A 21,270-nucleotide genomic window follows, 5' to 3' on the forward strand; every position below is an offset into this window, starting at 1 on the left:
CGTTTATTATATAAATAGCCAGAGTCTATATATCCCCTTTGCTATCGCCTGTTTACAATCATCGCTATATTTTGCGCATTAAGGGTAAATACGATGATTCAGAATCCTGTTTTTAAAGGTTTTAATCCGGACCCCAGTATCTGTCGGCGCGGCGATGATTATTATGTAGCTGTCTCTTCCTTTGAATGGTTTCCCGGCTTGCCGATTTACCATTCGAGAGATCTCAAACATTGGCAATTACTTACCCACGTTCTCACCGATGATACGAATCCGGATTTAAAAAAGCTGCCCTCCGCCAAAGGTATTTGGGCGCCAAGCCTGACCTGGTGTGAAGAGGAAAAGCTGTTCTACGTTATTTATGGCGTAATGAATTCTATGAATTCGCGTTATTTTGATGTAGATAACTATCTTATTACCGCCAGTGAAATCAGCGGCCCGTGGAGTGAGCCGGTTTATCTTCACTCGGCCGGCTTCGATGCTTCTATCCTGCACGACAGCGACGGTAAAAAATGGATCGTTTCACTGGAGTGGGAAACCCGCGAAGGTTACGAAAAACCGGGCGCCATTTGCCTGGTGGAGTATTCACCGCAAAGGCAAAGCGTTGTCGGCTATCCGCAGCGGATCTGGCGCGGCGGGACCGATCGCGGTTGTATAGAAGCACCGCATTTGACGCGCCGCGGCGACTATTACTATCTGATGGTCGCTGAAGGCGGCACCGGCTACGGCCATGCGGTCACTATGGCGCGCGCAACGCAGGTCGCTGGCCCCTATGAAGGCGATCCGCAAAATCCTATCGTCACCGCCTGGCCGGAGAATTTTAACGAGCGCCACGATGCAGGTCATCTCAAACCACACTACTTCAATCCGCAAACCTATCTGCAAAAGGCCGGGCACGGCAGCTACGTCGAGACCCCGACGGGGGAAGTCTGGTTAACCCACCTTTGCAGCAGACCCTTCCGCCAGGAGTTGCGCTGCCCGCTAGGCCGCGAGACGGCGATACAAAAGATGGTATGGAGCGACGATGGCTGGCTGCGCATGGCGGCCGGGGGGAACCTCGCTCAGCACCAGGTGGAAGAGTCTAATCTGCCTTCTCAGCCGTTTCCGGCTAAACCAGACAGGGATGATTTTGATGGGCAGACGCTGGATAACGCCTTCTATGCGCCGCGGATCCGCTTTCAGCGCTTTACCAGCCTTGAGCGTAAAGCGGGTTACCTTGCCTTACGCGGTCAGGAGTCGCTGAGCTCGCTGAATAAAGTCAGCCTGCTGGCGAAAAAGCTCACCTCGGTATACGCCACCATCACCACGAAAATGGATTTCAGCCCGGAGATTTATCAGCATAGCGCGGGCCTGGCGCTTTACTACGACAATATGAACTATCTGTTTTTGCATAAAACCTGGGATGAAGCCTCCGGCGCAGCGCAGCTGGCCATCATTTATATGGACAACGGTGAGCGTCACGACGACCCGCAGAAAATCTGCCTTACGGAGGGGGAAATCTATCTGGCGATGGCGATTAATGGCCGGGAGATACAGTGCTCGTGGTCCGTGGATGGCGAAAAATATCTCAACATCGGCGCGGTCTACGACACCTCGCGTTTTTCCGATGAATACAGCCGCTATGGCGAGTTTACCGGCACGTTTGTCGGCATGGCCTGCGTGGATAGCATGCTGCATCGTAAAGAGGCGCTGTTTGACTTCTTTAGCTACCGGGCGGTCGAAGACGCGATAATCGAGTAACGCTGCCTTTCTGGCATCCTGCCCGCGCGGGGTGCTAGAATCCGCGGCTGTTGTCGCTGAATTACGCAAACAGGCCGCATGAGCACTTTAACCTATCTCCAGGGCTACCCTGAATCCCTGCTGGCGCAGGTCACCGCGTTAATCGAACAGAACCGTCTCGGCGAGGTGCTGAAAAAGCGCTATCCGCAGGGCCACGATATCAACAACGATAAAGCGCTGTATCAGTACACCCAGGATCTGAAGTCCCGCTATCTGCGCGGCGCGGCGCCTATTAACAAAGTAATGTACGACAACAAGATCCACGTGCTTAACAACGCGCTCGGCCTGCATATCGCCATCTCCCGCGTTCAGGGCGGCAAGCTGAAGGCCAAAGCCGAAATTCGCGTCGCCACCGTCTTTCGCGATGCGCCGGAGGATTTTCTGCGGATGATCGTGGTGCACGAGCTGGCGCACCTGAAGGAAAAAGAACACAACAAAGCGTTCTATCAGCTGTGCTGCCATATGGAGCCGCAGTACCATCAGCTGGAGTTTGATACCCGCCTGTGGCTGACACAGCTTTCGTTAGAGCGCCAATTGCCGTAACGCATCAGCAAGAACTACTACCGTAGCTTCGCCTGTCGCAGCCAGCACAGTGAGTTCTTCCAACCGGGTATCTTCATCAGCGATAAGATACCCATTGCGGGCCAGGAACGTCATGGTGATAAAAAAAGCAGTCCTCTTATTACCATCATTAAAAATGTGCCCACGCGCGATAGCGACCCAATAGGTTGCAGCCAGTTCAAAAATGTCGTTCACCCCTTCACAGTGAAAGCGGTTCTGTACACGATAAATTATGGCTTCCGCCCGACCAGGATCGGACATACCTTTAACGCCGGGGAGATGTTGTAAAATGCGATCATGAAAGGCAATGACTTCGCTTGCGCTCACCCATTTCATCGATCGGTCAACGCCTTAACTGTGCGGCCGTGTCGCTGCATAATAAAATCAAACTCCGCATCAAGTTTGGCATTCATAAACGTTTCATATTCAGCCTTACTGATCAAAACATTAGACGTTCCATCACGCCGCGTAATTTCAATCGGTTCTCCGCTGGCAGCAGCGTCCATGACGGCCGCAATATTCTGTCTGGCTTCAGATGTACTATAAGAGCGCATAAATTTCTCCCGGTTTGAATTGTACACATTAATTGTACGCTTTATGCGTACATCAGACAACACACCGCTCTTCAAGCTTCTGCGCCATAGCGCACTGGTTTTGTCATGATGGCGTGTTACAGTGACGAAAGGTCCCTTTTACGGAGTTCGTCAACGTTTATGATACGTTTCGCAGTTGTTGGCACAAACTGGATAACCAAGCAGTTTGTCGATGCCGCCCATGAAACCGGCAAATATAAACTCACCGCCATCTACTCCCGCAGCCTTGAGCAAGCCCAGGCCTTTGCCAGCGACTATCCCGTCGAACATCTCTTCACTTCGCTGGAAGATTTAGCGCAAAGTCCTGACGTTGACGCGGTCTATATCGCCAGCCCAAACTCGCTGCACTTTCCGCAAACCCGCCTGTTTCTGCGCCATAAAAAGCACGTCATTTGCGAAAAACCGCTGGCCTCGAATCTGCAGGAAGTGGAAGCCGCCATTAAGACGGCGCGGGAAAATAACGTGGTGCTCTTCGAAGCGTTCAAAACCGCCAGCCTGCCAAACTTCCTGCTGCTTAAACAAGCATTCGACAAGATCGGCAAGCTGCGCAAAGCCTTTATTAACTACTGCCAGTACTCTTCCCGCTATCAGCGCTATCTCGACGGTGAAAATCCCAACACCTTCAATCCGGCCTTCTCTAACGGCTCGATTATGGACATCGGCTTTTACTGCCTGGCCTCGGCGGTCGCGCTGTGGGGCGAGCCTCGCGCGGTGCACGCAACCGCCAGCCTGCTGGAGAGCGGCGTCGATGGCCAGGGCACAGTCGTTCTCAGCTACGGGGATTTTGATGTCACTTTGCACCACTCAAAGGTCAGCGACTCGGCGATCCCCAGCGAAATTCAGGGCGAAGCCGGCGCGCTGGTGATCGAAAAAATCTCCGAATGCCAGAAAGTGTGCTTCGTGCCGCGCGGCGGCAAGCCTCAGGATCTCACCCAGCCGCAGCATATCAATACGATGCTGTATGAAGCGGAGGAGTTCGCGCGTCTGGTCGAAGCCAACGAGGTGGTTCATCCGGGTCTGGAAGTGAGCCGCATCACGGCGATGCTGCTGAGCGAAATTCGTCGCCAGACCGGGGTCGTGTTCCCGGCGGATAGTCAACCGGTGGCGTAAAGCTGTGTAAATGGTCCGTCGGCCTCCATTGACGCCATTTATAACCTGTAATACTTTGTTACGCGCAAAGGGGAGTAACTTCCTTGCCGGCCGATCGTCATTACGATGCGTGAAAAACCGCATCCGGTCGCCGGGCAACAGATTCTTGTTGTAAGTGAGACCTTGCCGGAAGGCGAGGTCTATGCATAAAAGCGCAGCGGCTGCCGTCTTCCGACGTCAGCCGTTTTGTTTTTATGTAAGGAAAATAGTAATGAATACTGTCGGCACACCGTTGTTATGGGGCGGATTCGCAGTGGTCGTAGTCATTATGCTGGCTATCGATCTGCTGCTGCAGGGACGGCGTGGTGCACATAGCATGACCATGAAGCAGGCCGCTGGCTGGTCAATTCTCTGGGTTACCCTCTCGCTGCTGTTTAACGCCGCTTTCTGGTGGTATCTGGTGCAGACCGAAGGTCGCGCCGTGGCCGACCCGCAAGCGCTGGCGTTCCTCACCGGCTATCTGATTGAAAAAGCGCTGGCCGTGGATAACGTCTTCGTCTGGCTGATGCTGTTCAGCTACTTTGCCGTTCCGCCTGCGCTACAGCGCAGAGTGCTGGTTTACGGCGTACTGGGCGCGATCGTACTGCGTACGATCATGATCTTCGCCGGTAGCTGGCTGATCTCTCAGTTTGAGTGGCTGCTCTACGTCTTCGGCGCCTTCCTGCTGTTTACCGGCGTGAAGATGGCGCTGGCGAAAGAGGATGATTCCGGGATCGGCGATAAACCGCTGGTGCGCTGGATCCGCAATCATCTGCGCATGACGGATAAAATCGAGGGTGAGCGCTTCTTTACCCGCAAAAACGGCGTTATCTACGCCACGCCGCTGCTGCTGGTGCTGATCCTGGTCGAGCTGAGCGACGTTATCTTTGCCGTGGACAGTATTCCGGCCATCTTCGCCGTGACCACCGATCCGTTTATCGTGCTGACCTCCAACCTGTTCGCGATACTTGGCCTGCGCGCGATGTATTTCCTGCTGGCGGGCGTCGCGGAGCGCTTCTCAATGCTGAAATATGGCCTGTCGGTGATTCTGGTGTTTATCGGCATCAAGATGCTGATTGTCGATTTCTTCCATATTCCTATCGGCATTTCTCTGGGCGTGGTCGGCGGTATTCTGGTGCTCACCCTGCTTATCAACGCCTGGGTCAACAAGCAGAACGATAAGAAAAAACAGCTGCAATAAAAGGTAAACGACCGGGTGAAGACCCGTTTCACCCGGTCGGCAACGTTCGCCGCGCATTATTCTTACTCATGTCACAAAATAGTTAATGCATAGTTAAAAAATAAGATCTCAGCGCGATAAACAGCATTTTACCCTTCCCCAATAGCGTTCTTTCCGTATACTCAACCAGGCAAACATCTATTTACATCCGGACATAAACGTTACAAATAATACGTAGCCGGGACGGACAGCGACATCACTGGAAGGAATGAATTATGGCAACCCCATCACCCCGATCGACCCTGCTACGGCGGCTGGCTCAGGGCAGTCTGGTCAAACAAATTTTAATCGGTCTGGTACTCGGCGTACTGCTGGCGACGGTCTCAAAACCGGCCGCCGTCGCGGTTGGACTACTGGGTACGCTGTTCGTCGGCGCGCTGAAAGCGGTAGCGCCGGTGCTGGTATTGATGCTGGTTATGGCCTCCATCGCCAATCATCAGCAGGGGCAAAAAACCAGCATCCGCCCGATTCTGTTCCTCTATCTGCTGGGGACTTTTGCCGCCGCGTTAACCGCGGTGCTGTTTAGCTTCCTCTTTCCGTCAACGCTGCACCTGAACGCAGCGGCAGAGAGCATTACTCCGCCGTCGGGCATCGTTGAAGTCCTGCGCGGGCTGCTGATGAGCATGGTTTCTAACCCGATTGACGCCCTGTTGAACGCTAACTACATCGGGATTCTGGTCTGGGCCGTCGGTTTAGGGTTCGCGCTGCGCCACGGCAATGAAACCACCAAAAATCTGATCAACGATATGTCCCACGCGGTGACCTTTATCGTTAAGGTGGTGATTCGCTTTGCGCCGCTGGGTATCTTTGGGCTGGTCGCGTCAACGCTGGCGACGACCGGGTTTGAAACCCTGTGGGGCTACGCCCAGCTGCTGCTGGTGCTGGTTGGCTGTATGCTGCTGGTGGCGCTGGTGATTAACCCGCTGCTGGTGTTCTGGAAAATCCGCCGCAATCCCTATCCGCTGGTGATGACCTGCCTGCGCGAAAGCGGCGTATACGCCTTCTTTACCCGCAGCTCCGCCGCCAACATTCCGGTGAATATGGCGCTGTGCGAAAAGCTTAATCTGGATCGCGATACCTATTCGGTCTCTATTCCGCTGGGCGCGACCATCAACATGGCCGGCGCGGCGATTACCATTACGGTACTGACCCTGGCGGCAGTGCACACGCTGAACGTTCCGGTCGATCTGCCGACCGCGCTGCTGCTCAGCGTCGTTGCTTCGCTGTGCGCCTGCGGCGCTTCCGGCGTGGCGGGCGGGTCGCTGCTGCTGATCCCGCTGGCCTGTAATATGTTTGGTATCCCGAACGATATCGCCATGCAGGTGGTCGCCGTCGGCTTTATTATCGGCGTCCTGCAGGACTCCTGCGAAACCGCGCTGAACTCCTCAACCGATGCGCTGTTCACCGCTGCCGCCTGTATCGCTGAAGACGAACAGCTGGCGAAGAACGCCCTGCACAGTTAATCTCCCCCCCTCCGCTAACGCGCGGAGGGGGTTTCCTTCTGTACCGCCTTTTCCACTTTAAACGGATCGATACCGCGCTTCTGCATCCGCCGGAAACGAATGATATTCAGGCCGTTCATCAGCAGGAAGCTGCCTTCAATCAGAGTGCCGCCGATCGAACCCAGCCAGAAGTTGTGGATCACCCAGCAGGCGGTTGCACACCACATCACGCAGCGGACGGTGAGCCCGGAGCAGCGAAAGAGCGCCCAGGTACTGGCCAGGGTGCCAATAATCGGCAGCAGCTCCATAGCGTGCTGCAGCTTCGCCAGCCCCAGTACCAGCGTGAGCACAATAAACAGGGTCATCACCCACAGCCTGCGGGTGCGCATGGAGACGAGGGTACGAACGGTATTCAGCTCGGCGCTCATACCCGCCGGCCAGGCGCCCATCAAAAAGAAATGTACGCCAATGGTGGCGCTATAAACGGCTAGCTGGAGCTTAAAGCGGCGCTCATCGCGATTGAAAAATGTCGTAATACCGATCAGAAAGGCGATAACGCCAACGCTCTGGGCAAGCCAGTATGCGGTCATGGGAAATCCTTATATACCCGTCATACTTCAAGTTGCATGTGCGTTAGCCGCGTTACTCGGCCTGCGGTCTCGCCCCTTCGGGGCCAGCGCCAGCGCTGTTCAAAGCACAAGTGCTTTGTCCTGCAACTCGAATTATTTAGGGTATAAGACAAAACGGCGCATCATACTCAGAAACGCCGCTTTTGAAACGCCTCCCTTTATTACTCAATAAGGTTTCACGCCGCAGCTGTGGCGTGAAAGATAACGAGTACTTAAAGGGTGACGCCGCTTTTGAATATCGCCAGTTCGCGGAAATCATTACGCTCGTTGCAGGTTTGCTTACCGTTGGCAAAGGCCACAATGGTATCGACAAACTCTTCCAGCAGCTGCGGCATCGCTTTACCGTGAATCAGCTGACCGGCATCGAAGTCGATCCAGTGCTTTTTCTTCGCCGCCAGTTCGCTGTTGGTGGCAATTTTCACCGTCGGAACGAAACCGCCGTATGGCGTGCCGCGTCCGGTGCTGAAGAGCACCATATGGCAGCCCGCGCCGGCCAGGGCGCTGGTCGCTACCGCATCGTTGCCCGGCGCGCTCAGCAGGTTAAGGCCGTGCACTTTCAGCCGCTCGCCGTAGCGCAGAACGTCAACCACCTGGCTGGAGCCCGCTTTCTGCGTACAGCCCAGCGACTTATCCTCAAGCGTAGTGATGCCGCCCGCTTTGTTGCCCGGCGATGGGTTCTCATAAATCGGCTGGTCATGAGCGATAAAGTACTGTTTGAAATCATTAACCATCGTCACCAGCTTGCCAAACGTCTCTTCATCGCGACAGTGGCTCATCAGCAGCTGTTCGGCGCCGAACATTTCCGGTACTTCGGTCAGCACGGTGGTACCGCCGTTAGCAATCAGGTAGTCCGAGAAACGGCCCAGCATCGGGTTAGCGGTGATGCCGGACAGACCGTCTGAACCGCCGCACTCGAGACCAAACTTCAGTTCACTCAGCTTACCCGGCTCGCGCTTATCGTGTCGCATCACGTCATATAGCTGACGCAGATGCTCCAGCCCGGCTTCCACTTCATCATCCTGATGCTGGCAGATCATAAAGTGGACGCGGTCAGGGTCGAACTCGCCCAGCGTTTCGCGAAATGCATCAACCTGATTGTTTTCGCAGCCCAGGCCGACCACCAGCACCGCCCCCGCGTTCGGATGGCGCACCATGTTTTGCAGCATGGTACGGGTGTTGATGTGATCGTCACCGAGCTGTGAGCAGCCGTAGGTGTGACTGAAGAGATGTACGCCGTCAATATCTTCCGCGTCATTCGTCTCTTTCAGGAATCGACTCTGCATTTGACGCGCCATGGCGTTGACGCAGCCGACGGTCGGCAGGATCCACAACTCGTTGCGCACGCCGACTTCGCCGTTGGCGCGACGATAAATCTGGATATCGCGATCCGCCGGCTGCGCTGCGGGTTCGATAAGATCCGGTTGATAGCTGTACGCGTCGAGATCGCTTAAGTTAGTACGCGTATTATGGGAGTGGATATGTTCCCCCGGCGCGATATCCGCCAGCGCATGCCCTATCGGCAGACCGTACTTAATGACGTTGTCTCCCTTCGCAATGCCGCGCAGCGTAAACTTATGCCCGCGCGCAATATCCTGAGCCAACGTGACCGTATCGCCGTCAATGGTGACTACCGTGCCTGCCGCCATATCCGCCAACGCTACCGCGACGTTATCTTGCGAATGGATTTTAATGTATTGCATATCAACCGACCTCTGGTCTTAGTTCAGTTCAATGGCGAAGTAGTCACGCGCATTGTTAAAGCAAATATTTTTCACCATCTCGCCCAGCAGCTGAATGTCCGCCGGGGCTTCTCCCGCTTCAACCCAGCGACCAATCATCTGGCACAGGATGCGACGGAAATATTCATGACGGGTGTAGGAGAGGAAGCTGCGGCTATCGGTCAGCATCCCGACAAAGCGGCTCAGCAGGCCAAGCTGCGCCAGCTGGGTCATCTGACGTTCCATACCGTCTTTCTGATCGTTAAACCACCAGCCGGAACCGAACTGCATTTTGCCCGGCATACCTTCCCCCTGGAAGTTGCCGATCATGGTGCCCAATACTTCGTTGTCGCGCGGGTTCAGGCAGTAGAGGATAGTTTTCGGCAGCAGGTTTTCTTCGTTCTGTTTGCTGAGCAGTTTGGACAGCTCTTCCGCCATCGGACGGTCGTTGATGGAGTCAAAACCCACATCCGGCCCTAACAGTTTGAACTGGCGCAGGTTATTGTTGCGCAGCGCGCCGATGTGATACTGCTGTACCCAGCCGCGACGGGCGTATTCCGCGCCGAGGAAAACCAGAACCGCCGTCTTGAACTGCGCAACCTCATGCTCGCTAAGGGCCTCGCCCGCCAGACGACGCGCCAGGATGCTATCCAGTTCGCTTTCGTTGGCTTCGGCAAACAGCACCACGTCCAGCGCATGGTCAGAAACTTTACAACCGTGAGCGGCGAAGTGATCCAGACGTTTAGTCAGCGCGGACTGGAGATCGGCAAAGCGACGGATATCGGTGTCAGACACTTCGCTCAGCTTCGCCATGTAGTCGTTGAAGGTCGCCTGTTCGATATTGAAGGCTTTGTCCGGACGCCAGCTTGGCAGCACTTTCACGGTGAAGGAGCTGTCTTTAGCGACGGAAGCGTGATGCTCGAGAGAATCGACCGGATCGTCGGTGGTGCCGACCATTTTCACATTCATCTGCTGCATGATGCCGCGAGCGGAGAAGCTCTCCTGCGCCAGCAGATCGTTGCACTGATTCCAGATTTCGTCCGCCGTAGCCGGAGAGAGGACTTTACCTGTAATACCAAAAGGACGACGCAGCTCAAGATGCGTCCAGTGGTATAACGGGTTACCGATGGTATGCGGTACGGTGGCCGCCCAGGCGTCAAATTTCTCGCGATCGGAAGCATCACCGGTGCACAGACGCTCGGCTACGCCGTTGGTACGCATCGCACGCCATTTATAGTGATCGCCTTTTAGCCAGATGTCATACAGATTTTTAAAGCGGTAATTTTCCGCAATCTGCTGCGGCGGCAGGTGGCAATGGTAGTCGAAAATCGGCTGGTCTTTCGCGTAATCGTGGTACAGACGGCGGGCAAACTCGGTATCAAGCAGGAAATCTTCGGTCATAAACGGTGTCATTTTCGTGTCCTCTTCGCCCCCGGGGGAGCCCATCAGATGATTGACTATAATGCTGACAAAGTTATCACACCAATTTCTACAGACCGAAGTATTTTTCGTGAGTTAGATCAATAAACGATGACAAAAAAAGTACCATGAAAGGAGTAAACGGCCCGCCAGAGCGCGCCAGCTCTGGCCTTTCTCGCATGAACGAATGCCCACACAAACTTTCCCACTTTTGTGACGTCACTCAACTTTTGAAGTTGTATGACAAGTTATCTTGCTGCCGTCGAAACATATAAACCGACGGAATGCATTACCGACGAACTATCACGTCGGATTTACCGGTATGGACACCGAATTAGACACAACAGTTAATGGCAAGGTTCGGGCCATACGAGGTTTCCTCTCCTGAACCCTCCGTTTCACCTTCTTCGCCGCCGTTACAGGCAAGAAGATAGCCGCACCCGCTGCGGATATATAACAAACGATGAGGTTTACATGCGTAAAATTAAAGGGTTACGTTGGTACATGATCGCACTGGTGACCTTAGGCACCGTGCTGGGGTACCTGACGCGTAACACTGTGGCGGCAGCTGCGCCGACTCTGATGGAAGAGTTACACATCTCCACCCAACAGTATTCCTATATCATCGCGGCCTATTCCGCTGCCTATACCGTCATGCAGCCTGTCGCCGGCTACGTGCTGGATATTTTAGGTACCAAAATCGGCTATGCCTTCTTTGCTATCGCCTGGGCCGTGTTCTGCGGCTCTACCGCGCTGGCGGGAAGCTGGGGCGGTCTGGCGCTGGCGCGCGGCGCGGTGGGTGCCGCCGAAGCGGCAATGATCCCGGCGGGTCTGAAAGCCAGTTCCGAATGGTTCCCGGCGAAAGAGCGTTCTATCGCCGTCGGCTACTTCAACGTCGGCTCCTCTATCGGCGCTATGATTGCTCCGCCGCTGGTGGTTTGGGCTATCGTTATGCACAGTTGGCAGATGGCCTTTATCATCTCCGGCGTACTGAGCTTTGCCTGGGCAATGGCGTGGCTGGTGTTCTATAAACACCCGCGCGATCAGAAAAAATTAACTGACGAAGAACGCGACTACATCATCGGTGGCCAGGAGTCTCATCACCAGACTAACAACGGCAAGAAAATGTCTCCGTGGCAGATTCTGCGTAACCGTCAGTTCTGGGGTATCGCCCTGCCGCGTTTCCTTGCCGAACCGGCATGGGGGACCTTTAACGCCTGGATCCCTCTGTTCATGTTTAAAGTCTACGGCTTTAACCTGAAAGAAATCGCCATGTTCGCCTGGATGCCGATGCTGTTCGCCGACCTCGGCTGTATTATCGGTGGATACCTGCCGCCGCTGTTCCAGCGCTGGTTTGGCGTGAACCTGATTGTTTCCCGTAAAATGGTCGTGACGATGGGCGCGCTGCTGATGATTGGCCCAGGGATGATCGGTCTGTTCACCAGCCCGTTCGTCGCTATCGCCCTGCTGTGCGTCGGCGGTTTTGCTCACCAGGCGCTGTCCGGTGCGCTGATCACGCTCTCTTCCGACGTATTTGGTCGTAACGAAGTGGCAACAGCGAACGGTATGACCGGCATGGCCGCATGGCTGGCCAGCACCATGTTTGCCCTGGTGGTTGGCGCGCTGGCGGATACTATCGGCTTTAGCCCGCTGTTCGCCGTACTGGCCATCTTCGATGTGCTGGGCGCGGTGGTCATCTGGACCGTACTGAAAAATAAATCTGCGGATGACGACAGCACTCCGCTGGAAACCAGTAAGCCTGCCACGCAAAGCTAGTTAAACGCGGGCTCCCCCCTCCCGAAGCCGCCTTGATGAAGGCGGCTTTTTCATTTCTTCTTGTGGTGAGAAGCGCGTAAAAGTGGTATAACAAATCCAATATTGTCGCCATCTCCCGGGAGCGAATATGGAAATCACTGAATCGCGTCGTTTGTATCAGCAGCTTGCCGCTGAGCTTAAGACGCGTATTGAACAAGGTGTCTACCTTGTAGGCGATAAGCTACCCGCAGAGCGGTTTATCGCTGACGAAAAAAGCGTAAGTCGTACCGTCGTTCGCGAAGCCATCATTATGCTGGAAGTGGAAGGCTACGTTGAAGTGCGCAAAGGTTCCGGTATCCACGTTATCTCCAATCATCCGAAACATCAGCAAATTGCCGATGAATCGCTGGAATTCGCCAATTATGGTCCTTTTGAGCTGTTGCAGGCCCGCCAGCTGATCGAAAGCAACATTGCCGAATTCGCCGCCACTCAGGTGACCAAGCAGGACATCATGAAGTTGATGGAAATCCAGGAAAAAGCGCGTAAAGAGAAGTGTTTTCGCGATTCCGAATGGGATCTTCAGTTTCATGTGCAGGTGGCGCTGGCAACGCAAAACACCGCCCTCGCCGCTATCGTGGAAAAAATGTGGACCCAGCGCGTACATAACCCGTACTGGAAAAAGCTGCATGACCATATCGACTCGCGTACCGTCGATAACTGGTGCGACGATCACGATCAAATTCTGAAAGCGCTGATTCGCAAAGATCCCCATGCGGCTAAGCTGGCCATGTGGCAGCATCTGGAAAATACCAAGCTGATGTTATTCAATGAAACCAGCGATGACTTTGAATTCAATGCCGATCGCTACCTGTTTGCCGATAATCCGGTAGTTCATCTCGATACGGCCGCCAACGGCGCAAAATAGCCCTTTATCTCCCTGCCGGGCAGCAACTCCTGCGCTGCCCGAAAAGCCCTCAGGGTAAGCAAAGCATATATAGTGTCAGCCTGTGTAAATACACTCGCCACCCTCCGCCGCAATCAGCAAAATCAGAATGCAACAAACTGCAATTTCTCTGACGTAAAGTCAGCGGGTTTGTTACAATTAGATGCATTTTGTCGTTCTGAGAGTAAGCTTTTGCTTACTTCACTTTTAAACAGGGAACCGTTCAGAGCGCAGTAGCGACCATAATCCAATAAGAAGCTATGTCGCCATGCATATGCCGCGTTCAGACGTGCCGTTAACCGATGTACCAGGAATCGTGAATGGAACTATTAACCCAATTATTGAATGCCTTGTGGGCTCAGGATTACGAAACTCTCGCTAATCCCTCCATGATTGGCATGCTGTACTTTGTCTTATTTATGATTTTATTCCTTGAGAATGGTCTGCTGCCCGCCGCCTTCTTACCAGGCGATAGCCTGCTTGTTCTGGTGGGCGTACTGATTGCCAAAGGCGCGATGGGTTTTCCACAAACGCTGCTGCTGCTTACCGCGGCGGCAAGCCTGGGCTGCTGGCTAAGTTATATTCAGGGCCGCTGGCTGGGCAATACGCGTATCGTACAAAACTGGCTGTCGCATCTCCCTTCGCACTACCACCAGCGCGCGCATCATCTGTTCCATAAGCACGGGCTTTCCGCCCTGCTGATTGGCCGTTTTATCGCTTTCGTGCGCACGCTGCTGCCGACCATTGCCGGCCTGTCGGGCCTGAGCAGCGCGCGTTTCCAGTTTTTTAACTGGATGAGCGGGCTGCTGTGGGTGCTGATTCTGACTTCGCTGGGATATCTGTTGGGGAAAACGCCGGTATTCCTGAAATATGAAGATCAGCTGATGTCCTGCCTGATGCTGCTGCCCGTCGCGCTGCTGGTATTCGGCCTGATTGGCTCGCTGATCGTCCTGTGGAAGAAAAAATACAGGAGCCGGGGCTGACAATGGCGATAAAGCGCGCCTCTCTACGTCAGATAAGCTGGATGCTGGGCGGTTCGTTACTCCTGTGCGGCCTGTTCTGGCTCTGGCTCACCGTGCAGCAGCAGGAATCAACCCTGGCTATTCGTCCCGTTAGCCAGGGTATTAGCATGCCGGACGGTTTTTCCGTCTGGCACCATCTCGATGCCAACGGCATCCGTTTTAAGAGCATTACGCCACAGAATGACGGTCTGCTCATCAAGTTTGACTCCAGCGCTCAGGGAGCCGCCGCCAAAGAAGTTTTGGGTCGCGCTCTGCCGCATGGTTATATTATCGCTTTAGTGGAAGACGATGATTCGCCGACGGCCTGGATTTCCCGCCTGCGCGATACGCCACACAGATTCGGGTAATCAACGAAAATTCCGAATATTTTCACCTGGTTTGGTGATTTCCCGGTTTACTTACTATCATTAAGTTTGCGGAAGTCACCAGACTCACGTTTATCAACTGGATCGGGGTTATTCCCCCGCACAATGGAAGGTAGTATCCATGAAACACCGCATCGCTTTGCTCCTGGTTCTGTCATCACTTAGCGCCAGCGCCTTTGCCATCTCCCCTTGCCAGGAAAAAGAGCAGGATATCCAGCGGGAGATCAGCTATGCAGAAAAGCATAATAACCAGCATCGTATTGACGGTCTGAAAAAGGCGCTGAGCGAAGTGAAGGCTCACTGCAGCGACAGCCAGCTCAAAGCCGATCACCAGAAAAAAATCGCCAAACAGCAGGAAGAAATTGCCGAACGCCGCAACGACCTGCGCGAAGCCGAACAGAAAGGCGATGCTGATAAAATCAGCAAGCGCCAGCGTAAACTTGAAGAAGCGCAGCAAGAACTGAAAGAGCTGCAATCTCGCGAGTACTAATCGCTTAAGCAAGACCAATATGGACCACTTTAACAGGAGATAAACATGGCTAAAGATAACGTTGCAGAAGACCTGCGTGCGGAACTGAAGACGCTGGCTGATACCCTGGAAGAAGTGCTGAACTCCTCCACGGATAAGTCGAAAGAAGAGATCGGTAAGCTACGTAGTAAAGCTGAAAGCGCGCTGAAGGAAAGCCGTGTACGCCTGGGTGAAACCAGCGACGCTCTCATGAAGCAAACGCGAGAAACCGCTGCGCGTGCAGATGAATACGTCCGTGAAAACCCGTGGACCGGCGTGGGGATTGGTGCTGCCGTCGGGCTGGTGCTGGGTGTCCTGCTGACGCGTCGTTAATTATGGCGAATTCTAAAAGCACGCAAGGCCCCGGACAAAGCGTTTTCGGCATCGGTCAGCGCATCGTCACTTTGCTGGTTGAGATGGTGGAAACGCGCCTGCGCCTGGTCGTCGTGGAGCTGGAAGAGGAGAAAGCCAACCTCATCCAGCTATTCCTGATGCTCGGATTGACGCTGCTGTTCGCCGCGTTTGGTTTGATGAGCATGCTGGTTCTGATCATCTGGGCGGTCGATGCGCAATATCGATTAAACGTGATGATCGGCACCACGGCGGTTCTGCTGCTGGCAGCGCTCATTGGCGGTATCTGGACCTTACGCAAAGCCCGACGTTCAACGTTCCTGCGCTTCACGCGTCAGGAGCTGGCAAACGACCGCGCATTGCTGGAGGACGATAAGCCATGAGCCGCGAACAGCAGGAACGCGAACGACAAAAAGCGCTTTTGCTGCGCCTGATCCAACAGCAGCGGCTGGACCTTAGCGCCAGCCACCGCCATTGGCTTGAGGCAACTGCGCCCATTGATCGAGGCTGGAATACCCTGCTGAATCTGCGTTCATGGGCAATGGTCGGCAGCGGCCTCGTGGCAATATGGTCAGTTCGTCATCCGCGCTTTTTGATGCGCTGGGCAAAACGCAGCCTCGGTATCTGGAGCACCTGGCAGATGGCCCGCAATCTGCTGCGCCAGTCGTCATCACGCTGAGGCTAATGTTCATAGCGGAATGATATAAGCCGGGTCAGGCGCCAGCCGCCTCCCGGCATCATGAGCAGGCCTGCTTCCTCCTTGAATTTCATGACAGCCGCATCGCTTCTCCTTTCTTCTTTTCTCATCTCCAGCGCCGCTATAGCGGTTCTTCTATTCATTTGGTTTATCAATAATCACTCAGAATCTTTGAAGAAGATCTACAGTTTTCCTTGCTAACAATTCCGTCACGGCCCCGCTAATATTCACTCCATCGACAGCAACCCCGCGTAACACGCTGGATTACTTTGAAAAACAAAATCGCCGCCCTTTGGGTTTTCTGGAGTAGGAAATGAAAAAATTAGAAGATGTTGGTGTACTGGTAGCGCGCATTCTGATGCCCATTCTGTTCATTACCGCAGGTTGGGGAAAAATTACCGGGTATGCGGGTACACAACAATATATGGAAGCCATGGGCGTCCCTGGGTTTATGCTGCCGCTGGTGATCCTGCTTGAATTCGGCGGCGGTCTGGCAATCCTGTTCGGTTTCCTGACCCGCACTACCGCGCTGTTCACCGCCGGCTTCACCGTGCTGACCGCGTTCCTGTTCCACAGCAACTTTGCTGAAGGCGTGAACTCGCTGATGTTCATGAAAAACCTGACCATCGCGGGCGGCTTCCTGCTGCTGGCTATCACCGGTCCAGGCGCCTTTAGTATCGACCGCGTACTGAATAAAAAGTGGTAAGCGCACTATACTGAATAAATATAAAGCGAGGAGACATCTCCTCGCTTTTATTATCTATACCCTAAATAATTCGAGTTGCAGAACAAAACGGTTAACCGTTTTGAACAGCGCTTGCGCTGGCCCTGAAAGGGTGAGTCCCGTAGGGGCGAATTACGCGGCGACGCAGTGAATCCCCAGGAGCTTACTCCAGTAAGTGATTGGGGTGAGCGAGGAAAGCCAACGCACAAGCAACTTGAAGTATGACGGGTATAAAGGAGGAAATAATGGGACAATTAGTTGACGGCGTCTGGCACGACACCTGGTATGACACCAAATCCACCGGAGGGCGATTTAAGCGTTCTGTTTCCGCCTTTCGCAACTGGTTAACCGCCGACGGCGCGCCGGGCCCAAGCGGCGAAGCCGGATTCGCTGCGGAGAAAGATCGCTATCATCTGTACGTTTCTCTTGCCTGCCCATGGGCGCATCGCACTTTAATTCTGCGTAGCCTGAAAGGGCTGGAGCCGTTTATCTCCGTCTCCGTGGTTAATCCCTTGATGTTCGAGAACGGCTGGACTTTCGACGATAGCTTCCCGGCAGCCACCGGCGATACGCTCTACCAGCACGAATATCTTTATCAGCTTTATCTGCATGCCGATCCCCACTACAGCGGGCGCGTTACGGTGCCGGTGCTGTGGGACAAAAAGCAGCACACCATCGTCAGCAATGAGTCGGCGGAAATCATCCGCATGTTTAATACCGCCTTCGACGGGCTGGGCGCCCGCGCAGGAGATTACTACCCGCCTGAGCTGCGCGATCAGATTGATGAGCTGAACGGCTGGATCTACGACAATGTGAATAACGGCGTCTATAAAGCCGGGTTCGCCACCAGCCAGCAGGCCTATGATGAAGCGGTTGATGCAGTGTTTACCGCTCTGGAGCGTCTGGAGCAAATCCTTGGCCAGCATCGTTTCCTGACGGGTAACCAACTGACGGAAGCTGATATTCGCCTGTGGACCACCCTGGTTCGTTTCGATCCGGTGTACGTGACCCACTTTAAATGCGACAAACGCCGCATCAGCGATTACCTCAACCTGTATGGCTTCCTGCGCGATATCTACCAGATGCCAGGCATTGCGGAAACGGTGGACTTCGCCCATATCCGCAACCATTACTACCGTAGCCATAAAACCATCAACCCGACCGGGATTATCTCCGTTGGTCCGCAGCAGGATCTTAACGAACCTCACGGCCGCGATCTTCGTTTCCGCTAGGCAATTGGGCGCGATTTGCTGCGCCCAATAATTCACAAAACAAATATTTACCATCATTTCATTCACGTCTATTCTTATTTCGATCGCTTTAAAAACAAGTGATTGACGGTTAACAGAGGCGTAGAAATGGACTGGTATCTTAAAGTATTAAAAAACTACATTGGATTTGGCGGCCGCGCCCGGCGCAAAGAGTACTGGATGTTTATTCTGGTCAACATCATCCTCACCGGCGTACTCAGCATCATTGATAAGATGCTGGGATGGCAGCGCGCCGGAGGAGAAGGGATTCTGACCACTATCTATGGCGTGCTGATATTCTTACCGTGGTGGGCCGTGCAGTTCCGTCGATTGCACGATACCGACCGCTCGGCATGGTGGCTGTTATTGCTGCTGATTCCCGTTATCGGCTGGCTGGTGATCCTGGTATTCAATTGCCAGAACGGCACCCCAGGCAATAATCGCTTCGGGCCGGATCCTAAACCGACTTCTTACTAACGATGCGCCCCTCGACAAAAAAGGGGCGCATTTTGTTTTATCTTCCCATAAACAGCTTCGGGATTTCCCGCAGACACCATGACTTCGCCTCACCCATGCTGTCGCGACGCCAGGCCATAATAATGTCGATCTCGTTGCTGTATTCCGGACTGACCACCCGCAGACGCCCTTCGGCAATATCCTGCTCTACGAGCGGATACGGCATCGTCGCAACGCCCAATCCTGCCAGCAGCGCCTGACGCTTATCTTCGATGGTGCTCACGGTTAAGCGCGGCTGTTTATCGAGCAGCTGCACGGTCAACACCGGGCGCTCGCGGGCGGTATCCGCGACCGCCACGCCGCGGTACTTAACGCGCGTAACTTCAGAAAGCGGCTCCGGCTCCTGGTGAATAGGATGATCCGGCGCGGCAACATAGACGCTCATCACCGAATAGAGCTTGCGGGAGTTGATTTCCGAAGAGGAGCGAAAATGCATATCCGGCGCAACGACAATATCCGCCCGTCCCTGCTCAAGGCGTTCCCATGCCCCGGCCAGTACTTCAGTAATAATCGACAGTTGAGTATTCGATTTGGTCGCCAGCTTTTCAATTAAAGGAAAAAGGTCGGTGGTGGGCACCAGCGCCTCGGTGACGATAGTGAGGTGCGTTTCCCAACCGCGCGATAGCGCTTCGGCATCCGTCGTCAGCTTATCGGCCGCCTCCAGCAGTACGCGCCCGCGCTCCAGCAACATTCGGCCCACGTTAGTGAATTTTGTTCGATGACCTGAACGGTCAAACAGCACGACGTCCAGCTCCTCTTCCAGCTTTTGCATGGTATAGCTCAGCGCTGAAGGCACCCGACCCAGCTCATCGGCCGCCGCCGCAAAGCTTCCGCGTCGGTCAATTGCATCCATAACGCGCAATGCTTCCAGCGTTAATGCTCTCTCTTTAGCCATCGCAGTCTCATTCAGGAAATTTGAATATACCGGGCAGAATATCTGGCTAACAATACAGCGTCCATACCTTTACCATTGATTTAGTGTAAAGAGAGGTCAAGAAGATGATTACAACCCGAACAGCCAAACAGTGCGGTCAAGCAGACTTCGGCTGGCTGCAGGCCCGCTACACCTTTTCCTTTGGCCACTACTTCGACCCCAAATTGCTGGGCTACGCATCGTTGCGCGTGCTCAATCAGGAAGTTCTGGCGCCCGGCGCGTCGTTTCAGCCGCGGACCTACCCGAAAGTCGACATTCTGAACCTGATTCTGGAAGGTGAAGCGGAATACCGCGACAGCGATGGCAACCATATTCAGGCAAAAGCCGGCGAAGCGCTGCTGATATCAACTCAGCCTGGCGTAAGCTACAGCGAGCATAACCTGAGTAAAGATCGCTCGCTGACGCGAATGCAGCTGTGGCTGGATGCCTGTCCACAGCACGAAAACCCGCTGGTGCAAAAAATCGCTATCGCCGCCGGATCGCAGCAGCTGCTGGCTTCGCCGGACGGCAGCCAGCATAGCCTCCAGCTGCGCCAGCAGGTATGGATCCACCATATCGACCTGGCGAAAGGCGAGCAGCTTAACGTGCAGCTTCACGGCCCCCGCGCCTACCTGCAGTCGATTCACGGTACGGTACATGCGCGGGTGCAGGAAGAAGAGAAGCAGGCTCTGACCTGCGGCGATGGCGCTTTTATTCGTGACGAAGCTAACATTACCCTCGTTGCTGATACGCCGCTGCGCGCTTTGCTGATAGATTTACCAGTGTAACAACGGCAGTAAGGGAGTATGTCAGTGGGCAAGAAGAAAACAAAAAAAGTGGCGCTATCGGCGCAACAGCCGCAATCGGAAACCGTCACTACGATGAGTTTTGGCTATGAAGAGATGTTAAGCGAGCTGGAAGCGATCGTCGCGGAAGCGGAGATTCGGCTCCAGGAAGAAGAGAGCGTCGCCTGATGCAAATATCGGCCCCGGGCGCGGGGCCGATGGATTTACTCACTCAGCTCCTGAGCTAAGTCTTTTTGTACCTGCTTACGCTGTTCTGGCGTCAGCACCTGGTTCACATCAAAATAGTACTTCACGCGATAATAGCGAGCCTGCTGCTCTACCTGGCTAAATGCCGCCAGCTGATCTTTGACCGCCTTTTCGTTCCATTTTCCAGAATCAATAACCTCAAATAACACGCCGTCTTTAATATCTTTCTGGGAAATCTGCTGAACGTTTTTTTCCAGCTGCTGATGCAGGCTTTTAATTTTCGTTATCTGATCGTTAGTCAGTTTTAAGTGCTGGACAATCGGGTCCTGCGCCGGAGCGGGTGCAGCCTTAACATCCGCAGCCTGAGCCGCCATGGAGAACCCAGTGGCGAGAGCGGCTGTTAATGCAATGCGGGTCATTAATTTCATTGTTGTATCCTGATTAATTATCGTCGATGTGGCGGTCTATTATTTTTCAGAAGCTAATGACGAAATGTAAGAAATAGTACGTATAAATGTAGTTAAATCAGCAACATATAATAAATACGAATGCTATAATTCAATTCATTTATTTAAAATATATAAAACCAGGCGAGGAGAATGCATGGCCGTATGAGTCATCATGCGGTTGATGGCAGCCCGGTTTCCCACATACTGCCCGCGTTCTTTGTTCAAACCCGAAGCCAGAAGCAAAAACCCCCGCCATTGCTGGCAGGGGTTTTGCTGAAA

Annotated in this window: 25 protein-coding genes; 18 read left to right on the forward strand and 7 right to left on the reverse strand. The window is 54.0% G+C overall.

Annotated features, from left to right (window positions below; genetic code table 11):
• Nucleotides 1-93 precede the first annotated feature (93 nt).
• On the forward strand, nucleotides 94-1,737 hold the full coding sequence (locus tag ABLV12_RS23930; protein ID WP_049591522.1) for a glycoside hydrolase family 43 protein: 1,644 nt from the start codon (nucleotides 94-96) through the stop codon (nucleotides 1,735-1,737).
• Nucleotides 1,738-1,815: 78 nt separating this feature from the next.
• A complete protein-coding gene (locus ABLV12_RS23935; RefSeq protein WP_348867404.1) occupies nucleotides 1,816-2,319 on the forward strand; it encodes a M48 family metallopeptidase in 504 nt (167 codons plus the stop codon).
• Here ABLV12_RS23935 and ABLV12_RS23940 read toward each other — a convergent pair.
• Together ABLV12_RS23940 and ABLV12_RS23945 are read right to left on the reverse strand one after the other, a co-directional pair.
• Complete coding sequence (locus tag ABLV12_RS23940) at nucleotides 2,299-2,673, reverse strand: type II toxin-antitoxin system death-on-curing family toxin (protein ID WP_016808034.1); 375 nt, start codon at nucleotides 2,671-2,673, stop codon at nucleotides 2,299-2,301. The genes ABLV12_RS23935 and ABLV12_RS23940 overlap by 21 nt on opposite strands.
• Nucleotides 2,670-2,891: a type II toxin-antitoxin system prevent-host-death family antitoxin gene (locus tag ABLV12_RS23945; RefSeq protein ID WP_004105957.1), complete on the reverse strand. Its 222-nt coding sequence runs from the start codon at nucleotides 2,889-2,891 to the stop codon at nucleotides 2,670-2,672. The genes ABLV12_RS23940 and ABLV12_RS23945 overlap by 4 nt, the downstream gene beginning before the upstream one ends.
• 159 nt (nucleotides 2,892-3,050) lie before the next feature.
• On the opposite strand from ABLV12_RS23945, the gene ABLV12_RS23950 reads away from it, so the two are divergent.
• The 3 genes from ABLV12_RS23950 (at nucleotide 3,051) to sstT (ending at nucleotide 6,761) form a co-directional block, all read left to right on the forward strand.
• On the forward strand, nucleotides 3,051-4,040 hold the full coding sequence (locus ABLV12_RS23950; protein WP_023321666.1) for a Gfo/Idh/MocA family oxidoreductase: 990 nt from the start codon (nucleotides 3,051-3,053) through the stop codon (nucleotides 4,038-4,040).
• 250 nt (nucleotides 4,041-4,290) lie between these two features.
• Complete coding sequence (locus ABLV12_RS23955; protein WP_004115718.1) at nucleotides 4,291-5,259, forward strand: TerC family protein; 969 nt, start codon at nucleotides 4,291-4,293, stop codon at nucleotides 5,257-5,259.
• Between the two features lie 254 nt (nucleotides 5,260-5,513).
• Nucleotides 5,514-6,761, forward strand: coding sequence for a serine/threonine transporter SstT (sstT, locus tag ABLV12_RS23960; RefSeq protein ID WP_064397182.1), 1,248 nt, complete (start codon nucleotides 5,514-5,516; stop codon nucleotides 6,759-6,761).
• A gap of 14 nt (nucleotides 6,762-6,775) precedes the next feature.
• On the opposite strand, the gene ABLV12_RS23965 is transcribed toward sstT, so the two are convergent.
• The 3 genes from ABLV12_RS23965 to uxaC all read right to left on the reverse strand — a co-directional run bounded on the left by ABLV12_RS23965 (nucleotide 6,776) and on the right by uxaC (nucleotide 10,500).
• Complete coding sequence (locus ABLV12_RS23965; protein ID WP_004105965.1) at nucleotides 6,776-7,330, reverse strand: YgjV family protein; 555 nt, start codon at nucleotides 7,328-7,330, stop codon at nucleotides 6,776-6,778.
• A 251-nt stretch (nucleotides 7,331-7,581) separates the two neighbouring features.
• Entirely contained in the window at nucleotides 7,582-9,069 is a 1,488-nt protein-coding gene (locus ABLV12_RS23970; RefSeq protein WP_064356199.1) for an altronate dehydratase family protein, read from the reverse strand.
• An 18-nt stretch (nucleotides 9,070-9,087) separates the two neighbouring features.
• A complete protein-coding gene (uxaC, locus tag ABLV12_RS23975) occupies nucleotides 9,088-10,500 on the reverse strand; it encodes a glucuronate isomerase (RefSeq protein WP_017145382.1) in 1,413 nt (470 codons plus the stop codon).
• Nucleotides 10,501-10,980: 480 nt separating this feature from the next.
• On the opposite strand from uxaC, the gene ABLV12_RS23980 reads away from it, so the two are divergent.
• From ABLV12_RS23980 to ABLV12_RS24030, 11 genes are all read left to right on the forward strand, one after another.
• Complete coding sequence (locus tag ABLV12_RS23980; RefSeq protein ID WP_004115725.1) at nucleotides 10,981-12,282, forward strand: MFS transporter; 1,302 nt, start codon at nucleotides 10,981-10,983, stop codon at nucleotides 12,280-12,282.
• A gap of 127 nt (nucleotides 12,283-12,409) precedes the next feature.
• Nucleotides 12,410-13,186 carry a transcriptional regulator ExuR gene (gene exuR, locus ABLV12_RS23985; RefSeq protein ID WP_004105974.1) on the forward strand — a complete coding sequence of 259 codons (777 nt, stop codon included), beginning with the start codon at nucleotides 12,410-12,412 and terminating at the stop codon, nucleotides 13,184-13,186.
• 338 nt (nucleotides 13,187-13,524) lie between these two features.
• Entirely contained in the window at nucleotides 13,525-14,187 is a 663-nt protein-coding gene (yqjA, locus tag ABLV12_RS23990) for a DedA family general envelope maintenance protein YqjA (RefSeq protein WP_004105976.1), read from the forward strand.
• Between the two features lie 8 nt (nucleotides 14,188-14,195).
• Nucleotides 14,196-14,573: an EnvZ/OmpR regulon moderator MzrA gene (gene mzrA, locus ABLV12_RS23995; RefSeq protein ID WP_160886235.1), complete on the forward strand. Its 378-nt coding sequence runs from the start codon at nucleotides 14,196-14,198 to the stop codon at nucleotides 14,571-14,573.
• A 139-nt stretch (nucleotides 14,574-14,712) separates the two neighbouring features.
• Nucleotides 14,713-15,081 carry a DUF1090 domain-containing protein gene (locus ABLV12_RS24000; RefSeq protein WP_004105978.1) on the forward strand — a complete coding sequence of 123 codons (369 nt, stop codon included), beginning with the start codon at nucleotides 14,713-14,715 and terminating at the stop codon, nucleotides 15,079-15,081.
• A 45-nt stretch (nucleotides 15,082-15,126) separates the two neighbouring features.
• Nucleotides 15,127-15,432: a YqjD family protein gene (locus ABLV12_RS24005; RefSeq protein ID WP_004105979.1), complete on the forward strand. Its 306-nt coding sequence runs from the start codon at nucleotides 15,127-15,129 to the stop codon at nucleotides 15,430-15,432.
• A 2-nt stretch (nucleotides 15,433-15,434) separates the two neighbouring features.
• A complete protein-coding gene (locus ABLV12_RS24010; protein ID WP_004105980.1) occupies nucleotides 15,435-15,833 on the forward strand; it encodes a phage holin family protein in 399 nt (132 codons plus the stop codon).
• Nucleotides 15,830-16,129: a YqjK-like family protein gene (locus ABLV12_RS24015; RefSeq protein ID WP_348867405.1), complete on the forward strand. Its 300-nt coding sequence runs from the start codon at nucleotides 15,830-15,832 to the stop codon at nucleotides 16,127-16,129. The genes ABLV12_RS24010 and ABLV12_RS24015 overlap by 4 nt, the downstream gene beginning before the upstream one ends.
• Nucleotides 16,130-16,460: 331 nt before the next feature.
• Nucleotides 16,461-16,853 (forward strand): DoxX family protein, encoded by a 393-nt coding sequence (locus tag ABLV12_RS24020; RefSeq protein ID WP_004105982.1) that lies wholly within the window; start codon nucleotides 16,461-16,463, stop codon nucleotides 16,851-16,853.
• Between the two features lie 263 nt (nucleotides 16,854-17,116).
• On the forward strand, nucleotides 17,117-18,103 hold the full coding sequence (locus ABLV12_RS24025) for a glutathione S-transferase family protein (protein WP_004105983.1): 987 nt from the start codon (nucleotides 17,117-17,119) through the stop codon (nucleotides 18,101-18,103).
• 126 nt (nucleotides 18,104-18,229) lie between these two features.
• Nucleotides 18,230-18,598: a DUF805 domain-containing protein gene (locus ABLV12_RS24030; protein WP_004105984.1), complete on the forward strand. Its 369-nt coding sequence runs from the start codon at nucleotides 18,230-18,232 to the stop codon at nucleotides 18,596-18,598.
• A 37-nt stretch (nucleotides 18,599-18,635) separates the two neighbouring features.
• Here the strand turns inward: ABLV12_RS24030 and ABLV12_RS24035 are convergent, their stop codons facing one another.
• Nucleotides 18,636-19,532, reverse strand: a complete 897-nt coding sequence (locus ABLV12_RS24035) for a LysR family transcriptional regulator (protein ID WP_004105985.1) — start codon at nucleotides 19,530-19,532, stop codon at nucleotides 18,636-18,638.
• A gap of 104 nt (nucleotides 19,533-19,636) precedes the next feature.
• Here ABLV12_RS24035 and ABLV12_RS24040 point away from each other — a divergent pair, with 104 nt between their 5' ends.
• Both ABLV12_RS24040 and ABLV12_RS24045 read left to right on the forward strand, forming a co-directional pair.
• On the forward strand, nucleotides 19,637-20,338 hold the full coding sequence (locus ABLV12_RS24040; protein ID WP_004115739.1) for a pirin family protein: 702 nt from the start codon (nucleotides 19,637-19,639) through the stop codon (nucleotides 20,336-20,338).
• A 24-nt stretch (nucleotides 20,339-20,362) separates the two neighbouring features.
• On the forward strand, nucleotides 20,363-20,524 hold the full coding sequence (locus tag ABLV12_RS24045; RefSeq protein WP_004105990.1) for a hypothetical protein: 162 nt from the start codon (nucleotides 20,363-20,365) through the stop codon (nucleotides 20,522-20,524).
• A 35-nt stretch (nucleotides 20,525-20,559) separates the two neighbouring features.
• Here ABLV12_RS24045 and ABLV12_RS24050 read toward each other — a convergent pair whose 3' ends face one another.
• A complete protein-coding gene (locus ABLV12_RS24050) occupies nucleotides 20,560-20,970 on the reverse strand; it encodes a Spy/CpxP family protein refolding chaperone (protein ID WP_004115743.1) in 411 nt (136 codons plus the stop codon).
• Nucleotides 20,971-21,270: the final 300 nt, after the last annotated feature.

Source organism: Klebsiella sp. CN_Kp100 (assembly GCF_040065315.1).
Classification (GTDB): Bacteria; Pseudomonadota; Gammaproteobacteria; order Enterobacterales; family Enterobacteriaceae; genus Klebsiella; species Klebsiella oxytoca.